This is a genomic window from Streptomyces sp. NPDC041135 (assembly GCF_055592085.1).
Genome location: NZ_JBVIYZ010000007.1, coordinates 45,438 through 64,637 on the forward strand (window position 1 = coordinate 45,438; position 19,200 = coordinate 64,637).

At 71.9% G+C, this 19,200-nt stretch carries 13 protein-coding genes and 3 pseudogenes; 10 read left to right on the forward strand and 6 right to left on the reverse strand.

Translation table 11 applies throughout. The annotated features are described in order from the left end of the window. Positions 1-61: 61 nt before the first annotated feature. On the forward strand, positions 62-547 hold the full coding sequence (locus ACZ6CZ_RS18175; RefSeq protein ID WP_469022600.1) for a hypothetical protein: 486 nt from the start codon (positions 62-64) through the stop codon (positions 545-547). A gap of 87 nt (positions 548-634) precedes the next feature. On the opposite strand, the pseudogene ACZ6CZ_RS18180 reads toward ACZ6CZ_RS18175, so the two are convergent. From ACZ6CZ_RS18180 to ACZ6CZ_RS18195, 4 genes and pseudogenes are all read right to left on the reverse strand, one after another. Continuing rightward, positions 635-763 (reverse strand): annotated as a pseudogene (locus tag ACZ6CZ_RS18180) (sensor histidine kinase); the annotation flags it as partial. A gap of 15 nt (positions 764-778) precedes the next feature. After that, the gene (locus ACZ6CZ_RS18185; protein ID WP_469021767.1) at positions 779-1,144 is read right to left on the reverse strand and encodes a nuclear transport factor 2 family protein; all 366 of its coding nucleotides are present in this window, start codon (positions 1,142-1,144) and stop codon (positions 779-781) included. A 100-nt stretch (positions 1,145-1,244) separates the two neighbouring features. Further along, positions 1,245-1,898, reverse strand: a pseudogene (locus tag ACZ6CZ_RS18190) (polysaccharide deacetylase family protein); the annotation flags it as partial. Between the two features lie 33 nt (positions 1,899-1,931). Then, positions 1,932-2,621, reverse strand: a complete 690-nt coding sequence (locus ACZ6CZ_RS18195; protein WP_469022601.1) for a glycoside hydrolase family 11 protein — start codon at positions 2,619-2,621, stop codon at positions 1,932-1,934. Positions 2,622-3,010: 389 nt separating this feature from the next. On the opposite strand from ACZ6CZ_RS18195, the pseudogene ACZ6CZ_RS18200 reads away from it, so the two are divergent. Continuing rightward, a pseudogene (locus tag ACZ6CZ_RS18200) lies at positions 3,011-3,136 on the forward strand (VOC family protein); the annotation flags it as partial. Between the two features lie 121 nt (positions 3,137-3,257). On the opposite strand, the gene ACZ6CZ_RS18205 reads toward ACZ6CZ_RS18200, so the two are convergent. Then, a complete protein-coding gene (locus tag ACZ6CZ_RS18205; protein WP_469021770.1) occupies positions 3,258-3,563 on the reverse strand; it encodes a hypothetical protein in 306 nt (101 codons plus the stop codon). Positions 3,564-4,091: 528 nt separating this feature from the next. On the opposite strand from ACZ6CZ_RS18205, the gene ACZ6CZ_RS18210 reads away from it, so the two are divergent. The 6 genes from ACZ6CZ_RS18210 to ACZ6CZ_RS18235 all read left to right on the forward strand — a co-directional run bounded on the left by ACZ6CZ_RS18210 (position 4,092) and on the right by ACZ6CZ_RS18235 (position 15,067). Beyond that, the gene (locus tag ACZ6CZ_RS18210) at positions 4,092-6,509 is read left to right on the forward strand and encodes a glycoside hydrolase family 9 protein (RefSeq protein WP_469021772.1); all 2,418 of its coding nucleotides are present in this window, start codon (positions 4,092-4,094) and stop codon (positions 6,507-6,509) included. 204 nt (positions 6,510-6,713) lie between these two features. Then, complete coding sequence (locus tag ACZ6CZ_RS18215) at positions 6,714-8,150, forward strand: hypothetical protein (protein WP_469021775.1); 1,437 nt, start codon at positions 6,714-6,716, stop codon at positions 8,148-8,150. After that, positions 8,147-9,697, forward strand: a complete 1,551-nt coding sequence (locus tag ACZ6CZ_RS18220; RefSeq protein WP_469021778.1) for an FG-GAP-like repeat-containing protein — start codon at positions 8,147-8,149, stop codon at positions 9,695-9,697. Before ACZ6CZ_RS18215 ends, ACZ6CZ_RS18220 begins: the two co-directional genes overlap by 4 nt. Positions 9,698-10,007: 310 nt before the next feature. Then, the gene (locus ACZ6CZ_RS18225; RefSeq protein WP_469021781.1) at positions 10,008-10,769 is read left to right on the forward strand and encodes a phytanoyl-CoA dioxygenase family protein; all 762 of its coding nucleotides are present in this window, start codon (positions 10,008-10,010) and stop codon (positions 10,767-10,769) included. Positions 10,770-11,010: 241 nt separating this feature from the next. Then, the gene (locus ACZ6CZ_RS18230) at positions 11,011-12,855 is read left to right on the forward strand and encodes a thiamine pyrophosphate-requiring protein (RefSeq protein WP_469021784.1); all 1,845 of its coding nucleotides are present in this window, start codon (positions 11,011-11,013) and stop codon (positions 12,853-12,855) included. Positions 12,856-13,315: 460 nt separating this feature from the next. Beyond that, positions 13,316-15,067 carry a PP2C family protein-serine/threonine phosphatase gene (locus ACZ6CZ_RS18235; RefSeq protein ID WP_469021787.1) on the forward strand — a complete coding sequence of 584 codons (1,752 nt, stop codon included), beginning with the start codon at positions 13,316-13,318 and terminating at the stop codon, positions 15,065-15,067. 40 nt (positions 15,068-15,107) lie between these two features. On the opposite strand, the gene ACZ6CZ_RS18240 is transcribed toward ACZ6CZ_RS18235, so the two are convergent. After that, entirely contained in the window at positions 15,108-15,797 is a 690-nt protein-coding gene (locus tag ACZ6CZ_RS18240; RefSeq protein WP_469021792.1) for a FadR/GntR family transcriptional regulator, read from the reverse strand. Positions 15,798-15,976: 179 nt separating this feature from the next. Here ACZ6CZ_RS18240 and leuA point away from each other — a divergent pair, with 179 nt between their 5' ends. Both leuA and ACZ6CZ_RS18250 read left to right on the forward strand, forming a co-directional pair. Then, positions 15,977-17,776, forward strand: a complete 1,800-nt coding sequence (gene leuA / locus ACZ6CZ_RS18245; RefSeq protein WP_469021795.1) for a 2-isopropylmalate synthase — start codon at positions 15,977-15,979, stop codon at positions 17,774-17,776. Between the two features lie 87 nt (positions 17,777-17,863). Beyond that, positions 17,864-19,189, forward strand: a complete 1,326-nt coding sequence (locus tag ACZ6CZ_RS18250; RefSeq protein WP_469021797.1) for a lanthionine synthetase LanC family protein — start codon at positions 17,864-17,866, stop codon at positions 19,187-19,189. The last annotated feature ends 11 nt before the right edge of the window (positions 19,190-19,200 follow it).

Sequence of the window (19,200 nt, forward strand, 5' to 3'; positions counted from 1 at the left end):
GCGTAGGGTGGGCGGCATGTACATGCGGGGGCGTAGGCTCAGATTCACAGCGGTGTCGGCGATGGTCGTGCTGGCCCTGACCGGGTTCTCGGCCCGTGGTCACGGGGACCGTGGCCATCACAGCGGTGGCGGGGGCGGGTGCAGCAGCTCCAGCCAGGATCACGACAGCTCGTCGACATCGAGTACCGGCGGAAGTGGCGGCGGTACGTACCGCTCCCGGCCCACCCGCCGTTCCACCCCCACGGCGTCCTCCTCCAGCGCTGCCGCCAAGCCGCTCAGGGACGGCACCGCCGTGCTCGTGCACTGCGCGAGCACGGACGACCCGTACGCCACCGTCGAGGTCAGGAACCCGAACGGACGCGACGGCACGTTCACCGTGAAGATCAGTTTCAAGGACGCGGGCGGCCGCACCCTGGTCGACACCTCCGATCAGGTGCCGGTGTCCGCCAAGGGCAAGGCGACCGTCCGGGTGCCGGTCGCCAGTTCGGGGCACGTGGCGGAGATTGCTCACTGCGAGGTCACGCGGCGGGCCGCGGCCGATCGGTGACCGGCCGCGGTGCTCACCCGCTCACGCGCATGCCGGGCCGGCCGGGGGCGGTCGGCCGGGCAGTACGGTCAGTCGGACGATGGCGGGTCAGTCGGGCAGTTCCGTGTGCAGGCGGATCGTGGTGCCCTCATCGGGGGCGGAACGGATCTCGACGAGGCCGCACATCTGATGCACCAGCCACAGCCCCCGCCCGCCGTACCGCGTGGCGGTGGGCCGGGAGCATGGCACTGCTCAAGCCGTCGGAGTGCCCTGGTGGAAGTACATCCGCCAGCCCGTCTCGGTCAAGCGCCACAACGAGCTGCGCCATACCCGACGACCCTGGTTGTCCGCGAAGTACGTCAGGTGAACGATCCCCGGAGCGAGAACGACTCCGGACATCTCGCTGACCTCGACCGGAGACTCCGGGGACACCGAGCCGCCGCTCGTCACCGTGAGGATCGACCCGATGTCCCACCGGCGTCCGGAAGCCCCGATCTCGGTGAACTCGGGATCGAGAAGCTCAAGGACACGCTCCGGCGACGCCCGCACCTCGGGGTCGAGGAGCCGCATCTCCCCGTCGATGGCCGCTCGCACGGCCTGCTCACTCGCATCCGTCATGCGGGAACTCTACGGACAGAACGCGGTGGCCCCGTCTCTGGCCCCGGCACCCCCAGGTTCAGGAGAGGCCGGCCCGCTCCGCCTGGTCGCAATCCCGTCAGGGGGCAACTGCGCGGCCCGTCTGCGGGGAGATGCGGCCGGCGCACAGGCCCTTGCTCGCCAGTGTCTGCGCGATGCGGGGGATGGCGGCGAGGGTGTTGGCGGGCCACTCGTGCATGAGGATGATCTGGCCGTTGGTGAGCCGGCCGGCGGCCTGCACGATCGCGTCGGTGCTCGCGCCGTTCCAGTCCTGCGAGTCGACGTCCCAGATGACCTCCGTCAGGCCGTACTTGGCCTCGACGGAGCGCACCGTCGCGTTGGTCTCGCCGTACGGCGGGCGGAACAGCTTCGGCGTGCCGCCGCCCGCGCCGGAGACGGCCTGCTGCGTCCGGGAGATCTCGGAGTCGATCGTGGCCTGGCTCTGCTGGGTGAGGTGCGGGTGGGTGTAACTGTGGTTGCCGACCCACATGCCGGCGTTCACCTGGGCCCGTACCTGGGCGGGGTAGGCGGCGGCGTACTGGCCCTCGTTGAACATCGTGGCCCGCAGCCCGTACTGCCTGAGCGCGTTGAGCAGGGCCGGTGTGTTGCCGTTGGACGGGCCGTCGTCGAAGGTGAGTCCGACGTACCCGTTGCAGGTGGCGGCGCGCGCCGGGGTGGCGTGGACGGTGGACGCGACGGTCCCGGCCACGGCCGTCGCGGCGACGGCGAGTCCCATGGTCAGAAGGCGTGTTGGCGTTCGCACGGCCGTTCAGCCGTTCAGCGTGATGTTCGAGCTGCCGCTGCTCTGGTATCCCTCGGTGGCGAGGATCATGTAGTAGTTGAAGCTGCCCAGTTGCATCCCGTAGCGGGCCCAGGCGTCGAAGTGGTTGCCGGTGGTGATGGTGCCGCCCGTGCGCTTGGACTGCCGGACGCTCCAGTACTGGTTGAAGGTCTTGGTGCCTTCCACGGAGGGGGCGTTGTACCGCGTCGTCTGGTAGATGTCGTACGTGCCGCCGTCGGTGCTGACGGTGCCCTTGTACGTTCCGGTGGGCCGGTAGGTGCCCCAGTTGTCGACGATGTAGTACTCGACGAGCGGGTTGGACGTCCACCCGTACAACGACAGGTAGCCGTTGCCGGACGGGCTGAAGCTGCCCGAGTACGTCACGTTCCGGCGCCCGCCGTTGCTCCAGCCCTTGCCCGCGACGAAGTTCCCGCAGTTGCGCCACGAGGTGCTGTAGTTGCCGCCGGAACCCAGGGTCATGGAGACCGACCCGCCGCCGTCGGTCCAGAAGGAGTAGTAGAAGCCGTTGTTGATGCCGGTCTGGTTGGTGGTGATGGTCGTCGCGGCCCGGGCCGTGCCGGGCAGCAGCAGACCGGAGGCGGACGTGGCCAGTGCCAGGGCACCGGCGCGGCCGATGAAGCCCCTACGGCTCATCGGGTGGGCGAGCGGGCTGTTCATGTCCATGCGTCTTCCTCCTGCTGAGGGCTGGTGGGGGGTCGGACGGGTCGGACGAGGGCTTCCGCTGGGGAAGCGGCCGATCGCTGGCGAGTATGCTCCCGCCGCCGAATAACGGTCAATGACTATGTTTCCGAAACCTCATCGAAACTTGGTGACCTAATTCCCAGGCCAGGCATCGAATGTTTCGAGATGGCTAGTAGGCGCGTACGCAAGGCCAGTTCAGAGCACAAGCAAGCGTCGGGCGGGAGGCTGACGCGCCTTTGCGTAACCCGAAGTCGGTCGCCCGGCAAGCCGAAACTTTCGACACCTCGACCGACCGGGCATTGCCTACGATTCGGGACTCGCCAGACACCGGCCCGTAGGGAGCTTGACGTCGTCTCGACAGTGAGCATCAAGCGGCGCAGGCCGCCCGGCCGGGGAACCTCGGTATGACGCCTGCGGACGCAGGCCGGGGTGACTTTCCGTGGCGAGTTCCGGCCGACCCGGAGGGCAACGAGTTCTGTGTCCTCGGCCCCGCCTGACGGCAGGATGGCATGACGCAGATCGGGCGCCCGGCCGGCAGGTCGTGAGACCCTCCGGCCGGGCGCCCGACGGCAACCGGCATGCGCGTCGCGACGCGCTCTGCGTGACGAGTGGTCAGCGGGACTCGTCGTAGGGGTCGCGGCTGCCGGACTTGGCCAGGCCGCGGCTGATCATGTAACCGACGGTGAGCACCACGATGTACAGCCAGGCCCTGTCGGCGCGGAAGTAGTCGGCGTGCCCCTCGTCGTCTCCGACCACCATGGAGGCGATCAGCACCGCGACGACCGCGGCGACGTAGGCGAAGAATTCGGTGGTCTTGAAGGCGGCCTTCGTCTCGGTGGAGAGGCGGCGCGGCCGGGACGTCACCGCGTCGGTGCCCGAGTGGTGGCCTGTGTTGCTGACGGGGTTCACAGCGCTCATCGAAAGACACCTATCCGGACATGGGAGCGTCTGCTGCACTCCGCGGGTGAGAAGAACGCCAAGATCGACGTTCGCGCTCCCACGAGTGCCCTCGCAAGCCGAGTTAAACAACGAATCAGAGAATGGGCACGACAAGTTGAGGTCGGGGCAGACGGGGCCCGGCGGACGCCGCTCGGCGTGCTTCTCCTGTGTCGGTGCCGAGGGCGGCTCGCGCGCCGGGGCACCCCGGATCGAGTCCGGCTCGCACCGCCGGCTCCCCGGGCCATTCCCTTCACGACCGTTGACAGGGCGGGCCGGTGCTGGCTTCATAAGCCTGTCCGTGGAAGCGCTCCCACGGCGGCGTACGGACGCCCCACGCACGGCACCACCGCACGGCACCACCGCACCGCAACGCCCCGCCCCCGCACGAGCCGCGCACCTCCCCAGCACCTCACCGGTACCCCGCCCGCCCCGCCGACTCCGGCGTGCCGCCCGCCCATCCGGCAGGCCGCAGGCCGTGCGCCGCGCGCCCCACGGAAGGACGATCCGTTGCGCCTGCCTGCCTTCACGCGCCCGTCCCGCACGCCCCTGCCCCGCCCCTCTCCGCCCGGTGGCCCCCGCCGCTCCCGCTGGGGTGGCGCCCTCGCCGGGGTGGCCGCGCTGCTCGCGGCCGCACTCACCCCGCTCACCGCGACCCCGGCCCAGGCCGCACCGGCCTTCGCCTACGGCGAGGCGCTGCAGAAGTCGCTCTTCTTCTACGAGGCCCAGCGCTCCGGTCACCTGCCCACCGGCAACCGGGTGTCCTGGCGCGGTGACTCGGGGCTGGACGACGGCAAGGACGTCGGCCTGGACCTGACCGGCGGCTGGTACGACGCCGGCGACCACGTGAAGTTCGGCCTGCCGATGGCGTACAGCGCGACCGTGCTGGCCTGGGGCGGCATCGAGCAGAAGGCCGCGTACAGCGCCTCCGGGCAGGTGAAGTACCTCAAGGACAACCTCCGCTTCGTCAACGACTACTTCGTCAAGGCGCACCCCTCCGCCAACGTGCTCTACGGGCAGGTCGGCAACGGCGCCGACGACCACAAGTGGTGGGGCCCGGCGGAGGTGATGCCGATGGCCCGCCCCGCGTACCGGATCGACGCCTCCTGCCCCGGCACCGACCTCGCCGGGCAGACCGCCGCCGCGATGGCCGCCTCCTCGATGCTGTTCACCGACGACGACCCGGCGTACGCGGCGAAGCTGCTCACCCACGCCAAGCAGCTGTACACGTTCGCCGACACCTACCGCGGCAAGTACAGCGACTGCATCACCGACGCGCAGTCCTACTACAACTCCTGGAGCGGCTACCAGGACGAGCTGGTGTGGGGTGCCGTCTGGCTCTACAAGGCCACCGGTGACGCCGCCTACCTCGCCAAGGCGGAGACGTACTACGACGGCCTGTCCACCGAGCCGCAGACCACCACCCGCTCCTACCGGTGGACGCTCTCCTGGGACGACACCTCCTACGGCTCCTACGTCCTGCTCGCCAAGCTCACCGGCAAGCAGAAGTACATCGACGACGCCAACCGCTGGCTGGACTATTGGACTTCGGGGGTGAACGGCGCCAAGGTGCGCTACTCCCCCGGCGGTGAGGCCGTGCTGGACTCGTGGGGTTCGCTGCGGTACGCGGCCAACACCGCCTTCGCCGCGCTCTCCTACAGCGACTGGCTGACCGGCGACCTGACCCGCAAGGCGCGTTACCACGACTTCGCGGTGCGCCAGATCGACTACGCGCTCGGTGACAACCCGCGCAAGGCGAGTTACGTCGTCGGCTTCGGCGACAACCCGCCCACCAAACCGCACCACCGCACGTCGCACGGTTCGTGGACCGACCAGATCACCAGCCCCGCCGAGAGCCGCCACACCCTGTACGGAGCCCTCGTCGGCGGACCCAGCGCGGCCGACGACAGCTACACCGACGACCGGCAGAACTACGTCAACAACGAGGTCGCCACCGACTACAACGCGGCGTTCAGCGGCGCGCTCGCCCGCCTCTACGCCGAGTACGGCGGTGCCCCGCTCGCCTCGTTCCCGCCGGTCGAGAAGCCGGACGGCCCGGAGGTGCTGGCGCAGGCCTCGGTGAACGCCTCGGGCGCCAACTTCACCGAGATCAAGGCGTACCTGGTGAACAAGTCGGCCTGGCCGGCGCGCTCCCTGACGAAGGCGTCCCTGCGGTACTACTTCACGCTGGAACCGGGTGTCTCACCCGCGGACATCAAGGTGACCACCAACTACAACCAGTGCGGCACGGCCGGCGGGCCGACGCAGTACGCGGGCGACGTGTACTACGTGAGCGTCGACTGCTCGAACACGGTGATCGCGCCGGCCGGGCAGTCGGCCTACCGCAAGGAAGTCCAGTTCCGCATCGCCTCCTCGGGCGCCTGGGACCCCTCCAACGACTGGTCCCTGCGGGGTCTGCCCACCACCCCGGGCGCCACCCCGGTGGACGCACCGAACCTGGTGCTGCTGGACGGCGGCACACGGCAGTGGGGCGCGCTGCCGGACGGCACCGACCCCACCCCCACGCCCACTCCCACACCTACGCCCACACCCACTCCGAAACCGACACCTACGCCCACACCCACTCCGACACCTACGCCGACGCCCACACCGGGGACCGCCTGCGCCATCACCTACAAGGTCAGTTCCTCCTGGAGCAACGGCTTCACCGCCGACGTCACCGTCCGCAACACCGGCACCACCGCGGTGAACGGCTGGCACCTCGGCTGGAGCTTCGCCGGGTCCGAGAAGGTGACCAGCGCCTGGAACGCGACCGTCACCCAGTCCGGCGCGGCCGTCAGCGCCACCGACGCCGGGCACAACAAGACGATCGCCGCGGGCGGATCGACGTCCTTCGGATTCCAGGGCTCCGGCACGCCCGGCGCCTCCCCCACCGAGTTCACCCTCAACGGCGTCCGCTGCGGCTGAGCGACGCCCGGGCAGGCTGTTGCCGGTCCGCGCCCGACGGCGCGGACCGGCAATCAGGCGCGGGAAATTCTCCCGCGTCCCGTACAACCCTCCCGCACCTCCAGGAGTCTTGCGTGCGCCGAGCCTGACCATGCTCTGTCAGGTGCTGCTTCCGAGCAGGTCGGTACCGCCCTTCGTGTCGCATCCCCCTCCCTGGAGGAGCCCGTGCGTAAACGCACCCTGCTGATGTCCGCAACACTGCTCGCCTCCGGTCTCACGCCCTGGGTCATGGCGAGCGCCGAGGCCGCCGTCGGCACGCCGGGCGATGTGAACAAGGACGGTTACCGCGACGTCGTCGTGTCCGCTCCGGACGCCACGGTCGCCGGTCACGCCAAGGCCGGTGCCGTCGTCGTGCTGTACGGCACCGCGCACGGCGTCGACCCCTCCAGACGCACCGTGCTGACGCAGAACTCCCCCGGCGTGCCGGGAGCGGCGGAGTCCGGTGACCGCTTCGGCGCGGCGGTCGCCGTGTACGACCTCAACCGCGACGGGTACAGCGACCTGGTCGTGGGCTCCCCGGGCGAGGACGTGGACGGGGACGACGGCGGTGGCTCGGTCACGGTGGTCTACGGCACCGCTTCCGGCCTGACGAAGGGGAAGTCGGTCGACGACCCGTGGCCGTACTCGCACGACGCGTACGGGCGGACCCTGTCGGTGGGGACCTACAACGGCCTCAACCCCGTCAACGACGGCAAGCTGTCGATCGGCGTCGGCGCCAACGACGCGGAGGTCACGTTCGTGCCCGCCGACCTGTCCGACCAGACGGGCACCTCAGGCAACGGCTACGACGTCAATCCCGGTCACGGCATCGTCGCCCTGACGCCGGTCGACGTGCCCAACTCCGACGACGACCGCCTGATCGTGCACGGCCGGGGCGCGTCGGACGGAGGCTGGGGCTACGACGGGAACGGTGACGACCCGCGCGCGTACTTCGCCGACCCGGCCGGTTTCGACGGCGCCGAACTGCCGGCCGGGACCACCTCCGCCGTGGGCGACCTGAACGGCAACGGCTCCCCGGACCTGGTCATCGGCAACCCGGAAGACCCGTCGCAGAGTCCGGGCACCTCGCTCGGCGGCCAGGTCACCATCTATTTCGACGCCGGAAGCACAGGCTCCCCCAGCCGCGTCCAGACCATCACGCAGGACACCCCCGGCGTGGCCGGTTCCGGGGAGGCGAAGGACCGCTTCGGCGCCTCCGTGGCGATCGGCGACACCGACAAGGACGGCCGCGCCGACCTGGTGATCGGCGCACCGGGCGAGAACGACGGCGGCGGCGCCGTCACCGTCGTACGCGGCACCACGGGGCAGCTCGACGCCGCGCACGCCCGTACCTGGACGCAGAACAGCGCGGGAGTGCCGGGCGGGTCGGAGACGGGCGACGCCTTCGGCGCGGCCCTGCGGGTCGTCGACAGCGACAAGGACGGTTACGCGGACCTCGTCATCGGCGCCCCCGGTGAGAACGGCGGGGCGGGTGCCCTGTGGTCGCTGCGCGGCTCGTCCTCGTCCGTCACCGCGGCCGGTTCCGTCTCGGTCAGCACCGGCGGCGCGGGGCTCGGCCCCGCCGGTGCGGCCCACTTCGGAAACCTGGTGACCGGCCCGTGACCAGCCCCCGCCCCGTCCCGCCGTCCGCCGACACCGGAGTCGTCATGTCCTCCCGCACCCGTGTGCGCACCCCCAGCTCTGCCGCCCCGCGCTTCCTGGCGTCCGCCATCACCGTCAGCATGGCCGCCACATTGGCCGCCGTCGTCCTGCCGGCCGTTCCCGCGGCGGCCGCCACGCCCTACCGCGGTGCCAACACCGCCGCCGTACAGGACGACTTCAACGGTGACGGCTACCGTGACCTCGCCGTCGGCGCACCCGGAGCCGCCAACGGCACGGTCGACTCCGCGGGCGCGGTCGTCGTGCTGTACGGCTCGGCGAACGGGGTGTCGGCCTCCCACCGCACGGTCATCACCCAGGCCACGTCCGGCATCCCCGGTACGGCGGAGGAGTACGACCGGTTCGGCACCGCGGTCGCCTCCGCGGACCTGGACCGTGACGGTTACGCCGACCTGATCGTCGGGACTCCGGACGAGTCCGCCGGCACCATGTACGGCGTCGGCTCGCTCACCGTGGTGTGGGGCGGCTCGTCCGGCCTCAAGGGCGGCGCGTCCGTCGCACCGCCGACCGGTCTGGACGAGGGCTGCCGCTTCGCCGCCGGGCTCGCGGTGGGAGACGTCACCGGTGACGGAGCTGCCGACGTCGCGGTCACGGGTGACTGCGGCGCCACCACCTACACGGGGCCGTTCACCCGCACCGGGGCCCCGGTGCGCCGGGACTTCGTCAACGCGCTCGGCACCAACCGCGGAGTCGTCATGGGAGACGTCGACGGCGACGGACGGGCCGAGCGCTTCTGGCTGCCCGGCCCCACCGACGGAGACGTGAGCGGACCGGTCTACGCCGAGACGGACAACGGCACGTACACCGAACTGCCCCTCGCCGACGGCCTGTCCGGGCGCATCGGTGACATCAACGGCGACGGGTTCGGCGACCTGGTCACCGGAGTCCCCTACGACGCGTCCCTGACCGGCGGCTCCACCCCGGCCCGCCGCGGGGGCGAGGTCCAGGTCCTCTACGGCAGCGCCCAGGGCATCACGCCCGGCCAGAAGCCGCAGGTCATCACCCAGGACACCGCGGGTGTTCCCGGTACCGGCGAGAACGGCGACGAGTTCGGGATGTCGCTCAGCGTCGGTGACACCAACGGCGACAAGTACGCCGACGTCCTGGTCGGCGCGCCCGGGGAGGGCATCGGATCCGCCCCGAACGCGGGGCAGGCGACCCTGCTGCGCGGTTCGGCCGGGGGTCTCACCACGACCGGTGCGGCGGCCTGGTCGCAGAACACCGGCGGTGTCCCCGGCAGCGCCGAGAGGGACGACCAGTTCGCCTCGGCGGTTCACCTGGTCGACGTCACGAAGGACGGCAGGGCCGAGCTGGTGGTCGGCGTTCCCGGCGAGAACGCGGACGGCCTGCTGTGGACGGCCCGGGGCGCCGCCTCGGGGCCGGTCACCGGCGGATCGGCCACGATCAGCGGAACCGGCGCCGGCCTCAAGAGGCGCTACTCGGAGATCGACTTCGGCGCGGAGCTTCCCGGCGCACGGTCCACCACCTGATCCGCCCGCCGGCCGCGTGTGCTGCCCGGACCCATCGTCAGCGCACGCGGCCGGGGCGGTCGGCGGGCGCTGACAGAGCGAGTTCCTCAGCTGTTCGGTGATCGGGCCCCGGACGGGCAGCAGCTCCGACGGGGGCAGCAGGGCGTGATCCAGCCTTTACGGACCTTTGTACCTCGGTGAGCCGCCGGATCGGTCGTCGCGTCGGAGGGCAGGCAGCGGAGGCCGTCGCGGTAATGGAGTTGCCGTCGGCCGCGCCGCTCGGCGAGGCTGCCCGGGGTGACCGCCGGACCGAGCCTCGTGGGGATTGCCGATGCTGACCGACGCCGAGATCGAGTCGTTCGTCGCGGACGGTTTCGTCCGTGTCCCGGGGGCCGTCCCGAGGGGCACGGCGGAGGAGTGCCGTGAGCAGGTGTGGGAGGCGAGCGGCTGCTCCCGCGACGACCCCGCGAGCTGGACCGAGCCGGTCGTGCGGATCGGGGGCATCGCGACCGAGGCCTTCCGCCAGGCGGCCAACATACCTGTGCTGCACGAGGCCTACGACCAGTTGGTGGGCGTGGACCGCTGGCGCGCCCCGCTCGGGCTCGGCACGTTCCCGCTCCGTTTCCCGAGCGAGAGGGACCCCGGTGACGACGGCTGGCACCTGGACGCCGGCTGGACCACGGAGACGGGCGAGTACCGGGTGAACCTGCGCTCGCGCGGACGTGCGCTGCTGATGCTGTTCCTGTTCACCGACGTCGGCCCCCAGGACGCGCCGACCCGCATCCGGGTGGGCTCACACCTGGACGTGCCGCCGCTGCTCGCCGCCGCGGGCGAGGAGGGCGAGGCGTGGTTCCCGCTGTGCGCGCGGGCGGTCCCGGCGTCGGCGGACCGCCGGGAGGTGGCCGCCGTCGGGGACGCGGGGGACGTGTTCCTCTGCCACCCGTTCCTCATCCACGCCGCACAGCGACATCGCGGCACCGCGCCGCGGTTCCTCGCCCAGCCGCCGCTGGAGCCCACGGGCCCGCTCGACCTGGACGGCCCGGCCCCGTCACCCGTCGAACGAGCCGTCCTGGCCGGCCTGCGCCGTCCCTGAGCGGAGCAGGTCCAGGACGGGTTCCAGCGAGGTCAGGACCGGTCGCGCGCCTACGGCGAGCAGGGCCCGGCGTCGCGCCGTTCGCTCGTGCTGCACTTCGACGACACCGACGCCATGGGCTGGGCCCCACCGGAGGTGTCGGCGTCGGCTTCACGCCCACCCCAACGCATCAGCGCGAGGTTTCCCCGAAACACCACCGGCTACCCATGACAGGCAGTGAGTGATCGGGAACGGAGCGCCCATGGCGAGCACGAAGGTGTCCGACTACATCCTCCAACGGCTGCGCGACTGGGACGTGAGCCATGTCTTCGCCTACGCGGGTGACGGCATCAACGGTCTGCTGGCGGCATGGGGACGGGCGGAGAACGACCCGAAGTTCGTGCAGGCGCGGCACGAGGAGATGGCCGCCTTCCAGGCGGTGGGCTACGCCAAGTTCTCCGGGAAGGTGGGCGTCTGCGCGGCCACCTCCGGGCCGGGGGCGATCCACCTGCTCAACGGGCTGTACGACGCCAAACTGGACCACGTGCCGGTGGTGGCGCTGGTCGGGCAGACCAACCGCAGCGCCATGGGCGGCTCCTACCAGCAGGAAGTGGATCTGCAGAGCCTGTACAAGGACGTCGCCTCGGAGTTCTGCGAGACGGCGATGGTGCCCGAGCAGCTGCCGAACCTGATCGACCGGGCGTTCCGGACCGCGTACGCCGAGCGCACCGTCACCGCGATCATCCTGCCCGCCGACGTGCAGGAGCTGGACTACAGCCCGCCCACGCACGCCTTCAAGATGGTGCCCTCCAGCCTCGGGCTCGGACGGTCCGCGCCGGTGCCGGCCGACGAGGACGTCCAGCGGGCCGCCGACGTGCTGAACGCCGGCGAGAAGGTCGCCGTGCTCATCGGGCAGGGCGCGCGGGGCGCCCGCGCCGAGGTGGAGCAGCTGGCGGACGTGCTCGGTGCCGGGGTGGCCAAGGCGCTGCTCGGCAAGGACGTGCTGCCGGACGACCTGCCGTACGTGACCGGCTCCATCGGCCTGCTGGGCACGCGGCCCTCCTACGAGCTGATGCAGGGGTGCGACACCCTGCTGATGATCGGCTCCAGCTTCCCGTACACGCAGTTCATGCCGGAGCTGGACCAGGCCAGGGCGGTGCAGATCGACATCGACCCGCACATGATCGGTCTGCGTTACCCCTTCGAGGTGAATGTCGTCGGTGATTCCCGGGAGACGTTGCGGCGGCTGCTGCCGCTCCTGCGCCGCAAGGAGGACCGGACGTGGCGCGAAGGGATCGAGCAGAACGTCTCCCGCTGGTGGGAGGTCATGCAGCGCCGGGCGGCGGTGGACGCCGATCCGGTGAATCCCGAGTACGTGGTGCACGCCCTGGACGGCAAGCTGCCCGAGGACGCCATCATCACCGCCGACTCCGGCTCCGCCACCAACTGGTACGCCCGCCACCTGCGCCTGCGCGGCCGGATGCGCGGCTCGCTGTCCGGCACCCTGGCCACGATGGGGCCCGGCGTGCCCTACGCCATCGGCGCGAAGTTCGCCCACCCCGACCGGCCCGCGATCGCCCTGGTCGGGGACGGCGCCATGCAGATGAACGGCATGATGGAGCTGGTCACCGCCGCCAAGTACCACCACGAGTGGTCCGACCCGCGGCTGATCGTGGCCGTCCTGAACAACCGCGACCTCAACCAGGTGACCTGGGAGATGCGGGCGATGTCCGGCGCCCCGCAGTTCGAGGAGTCGCAGGCCATCCCGGACCTGCCCTACGCCGACATCGCCCGGAGCATCGGCCTGGACGGGGTACGGGTGGAGAAGCCCGCGCAGGTGGAGGCCGCCTGGGACCGGGCGCTCGCCGCCGACCGGCCCTTCGTCATCGACTTCCGCACCGACCCCGCCGTACCCCCGATCCCGCCGCACGCCTCGCTCGACCAGATCGAGGCCGCCGCCTCGGCGATCCTGCACGGCGACAGCGACCGCGGCTCCATGGTGAAGCAGGGACTGAAGGCGAAGATCCAGGAGATGCTGCCGGGCAGCCGGCACCGGGCCGACCGCCCCGGCGCCGGCCCCCACGACAGCACTGAAGGGAACCGGTGACCCCGACGTCGCGGCCGACGAGTACGGCTACGACCTGCCCACCGCCGCCGTGCCCGACACCCGGCATGTCGCGTGGTTCCACGACCACGCCCGCGTCGAAGACATTCTGTTCCACGGCACCCTCGATCCCGCGGGCAGCACGGCCGCGCCGGCGGCGCCCAACGGGGACAGGGCGCGTGTCCCGGGGGCCGTGGGCCGCTCCGGCACGGTTGCCTGGCCCTTGAGTCCGGCCGCGAGCACCTCCGCCAGGTGCAGCGGGGTACGCCCGGTGCCGGCCTGCTCGACCGGCGTACGGCAGCTGAACACCGTGCAGCCCTGGCGCCGCGGGCACGAACCGAGACGGGCGTTCGGCGCATACGGGGCATTCACCCTGGGCTGTAGGTGTCGCAGACCGGTCCGGGGCATGCTTGCGGCCATCCCGGGTACCCGGGTCGGTCTGCATTCCGCGCCGAGGAGGAACATGAACACCGCCGACACCGGCACGGGCAGTCCCTCGGTGCCCGGGCGCCGCCAGGGACGGCCCGGTGCCGTGCTCAGCGGCACGCTGGAGAACGTGAAGGCCGCCGCTCTCATGGTCGACGGCGACGGACGGATCGTCGCGGTCAACCGCGCGGCCCGGACGTCGCTGGTCAGGGACTCCGCGGGACTGATCGGGCAGGACCTGCACGACCTCCTGCACCGGGACAGCCACGGGCACCTCATGCCGCGCACCCGCTGTCAGCTGAGGAAGGCGCTGCTGGCGGGCCACACCGATCGCGGCGACGACGGCTGGTTCGCCCGCGGCGACGGCACGCTCGTGCAGCTGTCCTGGCTGGTCGCCGCCTGCTCGCCCGACGCGGCGGAGGAGGGCGCGCTGGTGCTGCTGTACGAGCCGGAGCACGACGGGCCGGGGCACGATCCCGGCGCCGCTCCCGAGCCGCTGAGCGAACTGGACCGCCTGGCCCTGCTGGCGGAGACGACCACGCAGCTCACCTCCACCCTGGACGTCGACGAGGCACTGCACCGGCTGGCGGCCCTGACCGTGCCCCGGCTCGCGGACTGGGCGGTGGTCGACCTGCTCACCGAGCGGGACGAGGTACGGCGTGCTCTGGTGACCGAGCACAAGGACGGCATCCTGGTCCAGCGCGAGGACCTCCAGGGGCCCATGCCGCCCGTGCCGGAGGAGTCGCCGATGCCGCTGTCGCGGGCGCTGCGGGGTGCCGCCTCCTCCCTGGCCGGGCCCGCCACCTACCAGGGGCCGCCCGACTCGGGCATCGCGGTGGAGCAGCGGCGCCTGTTCACCGAGACGGGTATGCACTCCGCGATCATCGCGCCCATCCGGGGCCTGCGGGACGTGCTGGGCGCCCTGACCCTCGGCCGTTCACAGTGCCCCGGCGCCTTCACCCCCGCCGATCTGCCGCTGCTCGAGGACGTCACCCGGCGCGCGGGCCTGGCATTGGACAACGCCCGCCTCTACCAGCGTCAGCGCAAGGTCGCCGAGACGATGCAGCGCCATCTGCTGCCCCAGCTGCCCACCGTGCCCGGGCTGGAGATGACGGCGCGCTACGTGCCCGCGCCGCACGCCTCCTTCGTCGGCGGTGACTGGTACGACGCCTTCGCCCTGGCCGACTCCGCCCACGCCCTCGCGATCGGTGACGTCGTCGGGCACGACCTGGACGCCGCCGCCGGTATGGCGCAGGTCCGCAACATGCTGCGTGCCTTCGCGTGGTCCCGGTCGACGGCCGACCCCAGCGCGGTGGTCGCGCAGCTCGACGAGGCGATCCGGCACATAGCCGAGGTGCCCATGGCCACCATGATCCTGGCCAGGATCGCACTCGGTGACGACCAGGTGTGGCGGCTGCGCTGGACCAACGCCGGCCATCCGCCTCCGCTGCTGGTCACCCACGAAGGCCAGGCCCGCTACCTCACCGACGGCCACGGGATACTGCTCGGCACGGGAGTCACCGGGCCACGCCCCGACGCCGTTCTCGCCCTGCCGCCCCGGGCCACGCTGCTGCTCTACACCGACGGCCTGATCGAGACCCCCCGCCGCTCTCTCGACCTCGGCCTGGACAAGCTGCGCCGGCACGCGGCCGCCCTGGCCCACCGGCCGCTGGACTCCTTCTGCGAGCTGCTGCTGGACCGGGTCCGTCCCCGCGACAACGACGACGACGTGGCGGTGCTCGCGCTGCGCACGCCTGCTGTCGAGGACACGTCCGCACCGACGGCATAGGCCGCGCCCGTCCGCGCCCGCCCCGCCGGGGATGGCGAGGTCAGAGGGAGTGGAGCAGGGTGAGGGTCCGCTGGAGTTCGTCGCGCAGCGCCTCTCCGGCCCCCTCGGCGTCCCCCCGCACGACGGCGTCCACCAGGTCGGCGTGGCCCGCGTAGCCGTGGCCGGGATCGTCGGCGCGCAGGCCGAGCAGCTCGACCAGATCGAGCAGCCGTCGTTGCAGTACCGGCAGAAACTCGGTGAACAGCCCGGTGAGCACCGGGTTGTGGGCCGCGTCGACCACCGCCCGGTGCAGGTCGATGTCGGCCTCGACGAACTCGGCGTCGCCGGCGTTCGCGGCGCTACGGCGTCCGGCCAGGGCTTCGCGCAGGGCGGTGACGTCCTCCTCGGTCCGGCGCCGCGCGGCCAGCTGCGCGGCCTCGACCTCGATGAGCATCCGCACCTCGTAGACGTCCGTGATGGCCGCCCTGCGCAGCCGGGTGGACCAGTCCTCCCTGGGCGTGGTCGCGATGACGAAGACACCGGAACCCTGGCGCGCCTGCACCAGTCCCGCACCGGCCAGCGCGCGCAGGGCCTCGCGGACGGTGGAGCGTCCCACGCCGAGGGACTTGGCGAGTGCGGTCTCGCCGGGGAGTTTCGTTCCCACGGCCCACTCGCCGCCGGCGATCTGCTCGCGCAGCAGATCGGTGGCCTGCTCGACGAGGGGGGACGGCCGCAGGGCGCCTAGTGACATGCCGGTGAACCTCTCAGGTTGTCTGAGGAGCTGAGTTGTCGCTACTGTACCCGGCATGCTGGCGCACGAGCTCCTTCTTCTCGGCTGCCGCTGCGGGGCCTGACGCGACCGGCACCCCGCAGCGGGGTTCCGGGCTGAGCCGGTCACCCGATGGCCGACCGAAGGAAGTCCCGCACGCCATGGCAACTCCCACTCGCAGCACGGCATTTCCCACCCTGCGCAGTCCTGCCGGTGACATCCCGGCGGGCGCACCGCGCTGGAACCCCCAGCGTCCGAGCGCCATGCCGCACCACCGCTACCGGCCCGCGCACCAGCGGGTCGAGCTGCCCCTGACCGACCGCACCTGGCCCTCGCGCCGGATCGAACGCGCCCCGCTCTGGGTGCCGGTCGACCTGCGCGACGGCAACCAGGCGCTGGCCGAGCCGATGGACACCGCACGCAAGCGCCGGATGTTCGACCTCCTGGTCACCATGGGCTTCAAGGAGATCGAGGTCGGCTACCCGTCCGCCAGCCAGACCGACTTCGACTTCGTACGGCACCTGGCCACCAGCGGCGCCGTCCCCGACGACGTGACCGTCTCGGTGTTCACCGCGGCCCGCCAGGACCTGATCGACCGGACCGTCGCCTCCGTCGAGGGCCTGCCCCGCACCCTCGTGCACCTCTACACCGCGACGGCGCCCACCTGGCGGACCGTGGTCCTGGGCCGCTCCCGCGCCGAGGTGCACCGACTGATCCTGGACGCCGCCGGCCACCTGATGCGCGCCGCCGGGCGACAGCCGGGCGCCGACATCCGGTTCGAGTTCTCCCCGGAGGTCTTCAACCTCACCGAGCCGGACTTCGTGCTGGAGGTGTGCGACAGCGTGACCGAACTGTGGGAGGCGAGCCCCGACCGGCCGGTGATCCACAACCTGCCCGCGACCGTGGAGATCGCCACGCCCAACGTGTACGCGGACCAGATCGAGTACATGGACCGCCACCTCGCGCGCCGCGACTGCGTGATCCTCTCCGTCCACCCGCACAACGACCGCGGCACCGGGGTGGCCTGCGCCGAACTCGCCGTGCTGGCCGGGGCGCAGCGCGTGGAGGGCTGCCTGTTCGGCAACGGCGAGCGCACCGGCAACGTCGACCTGGTGACCCTGGCCCTCAACCTGTACGCACAGGGCGTGAACCCGATGGTCGACTTCTCCGACATCGACGCGGTGCGCGAGGTGGTGGAGCACTGCAACCGCCTGCCGGTCCACCCCCGGCACCCCTACGGCGGCGACCTCGTGCACACCGCGTTCTCCGGCACCCACCAGGACGCCATCGCCAAGGGCATGGCGCAGCACGCCAGGCAGGCCGCCGAGCAGGGCATGGCCGCCGGGGAGGCGCCGTGGTCGGTGCCGTACCTGCCCATCGACCCGCAGGACATCGGCCGTACCTACGAAGAGGTCATCCGCATCAACTCCCAGTCCGGCAAGGGTGGCATCGCCCACCTGCTGCACACCCACCACGGGCTGGACCTGCCCCGGCCGATGCGCCCGGACTTCTCCGGTGCGGTGCAGCGGGTCACCGACTCCACCGGCCGGGAACTGGGCCACAAGGAGCTGTGGGAGCTGTTCCGCACCACCTACATCGCCCCGGCGCTGGACGGCCCCGTCACCCTGGCCGCCTGGAGCGCCACGGAACCCGTCCCCGGCGAGCACCGGTTCGGCTGCGTGCTGCGTACCGGCGGGCAGGAGCACTCCTGCCACGGCACCGGCAACGGACCGCTGTCCGCCCTCGCCGACGCCCTGCGCACCGTGGGCATCACCGCCGACATCCTCGACTACGCCGAGCACGCCACCGCCGCCGGGCCGGGCAGTCCCGCCGTGGCCTACGCGCGGTGCCGGGTGAACGGCGTGACCCGCTGGGGCGCGGGCTGGGACACCTCCGTCCTGACCGCGTCCGTCCACGCGGTCATGGCCGCCGTGAACCGCTGCGCGCCGACGGCCTCCTGACCACGCCACCGGTGCCCGCGCCCCGGCCGTACGTCCGCTGAGGCGGCCGGGCCCGTGACCGGCGTCCTGGGCTGTAGCGTGGGCCGGATGGTGAGGAGCGATGTGTACCGGGACCTCGGCGAGGCCGCGTGGACGTGGGTACGGGATCAGGTGCGTGACGACGAGGGCCCGTGGCTGCCGGAGACGGTGGTGGCGGACGGCCCGGAGCCGGTACCCGCGAAGGACCGCGACTCGCTGTACGCGGGGATCGCGGGACTGGCTCCGGTGCTGGCCGAACTCGCCCGCTACCGGCAGCTGGACGAGCGGGAACAGTCCCTGGCGGCGGGTATCGTGCGCCGGCTGTCGGACCAGGCCGGCAGGCGGACGGAGCCGTCGTTGTACGACGGTCTCGCCGGCGACGCCACCGCACTGAGGCTCCTCGCCCCCGGTGCGGAACTGACCGCGCTGCGGCGCCTGGCCGACCTGGCGACTCCGCAGGGCTGGAAGACCACCCTCGAGGTGGAACCGGATTCCGACGCCCCGTTGAACGACGTGGTCCTGGGAGCCGCGGGCGTGGTGATGACGGCGGTCTGGGCGGAGAGCGAGGTCTCCCACCGGATCGCGACCACCGGCGGCGAGGCCCTGCTGCGGGTGGCCGACCGGACGCCGGCGGGCCTGGACTGGGGCATGGCGGCGGGCACGTCCTGGCGGGCTCCGAACTACTCGCACGGTACGGCCGGAGTCGCCGCGGCGCTGGCCGTGGCAGGCGTGGCACTGGACCGGGACGACTTCGTCCAGGCCGCCGTGGAGGGGGCCCGGCACGTCGTGTCGGTGGGTTCCCTGGACGACGGCGGTTTCGTCGTCCCGCACACGATTCCGCCGTCGACCCGGGAGGTGGAACCGGTGACGTACACCTGGTGCCACGGCCCGGCGGGCACCTCGCTGATGTTCGCCGCGCTCGCGCACGCGGGCGTCAGCCAGGTGGCAGGCATCGCGGTCGACGAACTGCGGCAGCGCTGCCTGACCTCGATCCTCACCTCGGGACTGCCCCAACGCCTCCGCCCCGGCTTCTGGGACAACGACGGACGCTGCTGCGGGACGGCGGGCGTCGGAGACGTGCTGCTGGACGCGGCGCAGGACTGCGGGAGCGCCGCACGGGCGGACACCCTGGTGCGGGGAGCGCTCAGGATGGGCGACGCACTGGTGGAGCGGGCGATCAGAGACGGGTCGGGCGCCCGCTGGCGTTTCCTCGAACACCGTGCGGAAGCACCACTGCTGCCACCGGGGACGGCGTGGATGCAGGGCGCGGCAGGCATCGCGGCCTACCTCCTGCGTCTCGCCCGGTACGTCGAGACCGGGCCCGGCGCCGCGGTGGTGGACCGCCCGGACCAGTGGTGGGCGGTACCGGCCCACCTGCGCACCACGCTCGCGTGACGTCGTGGTCC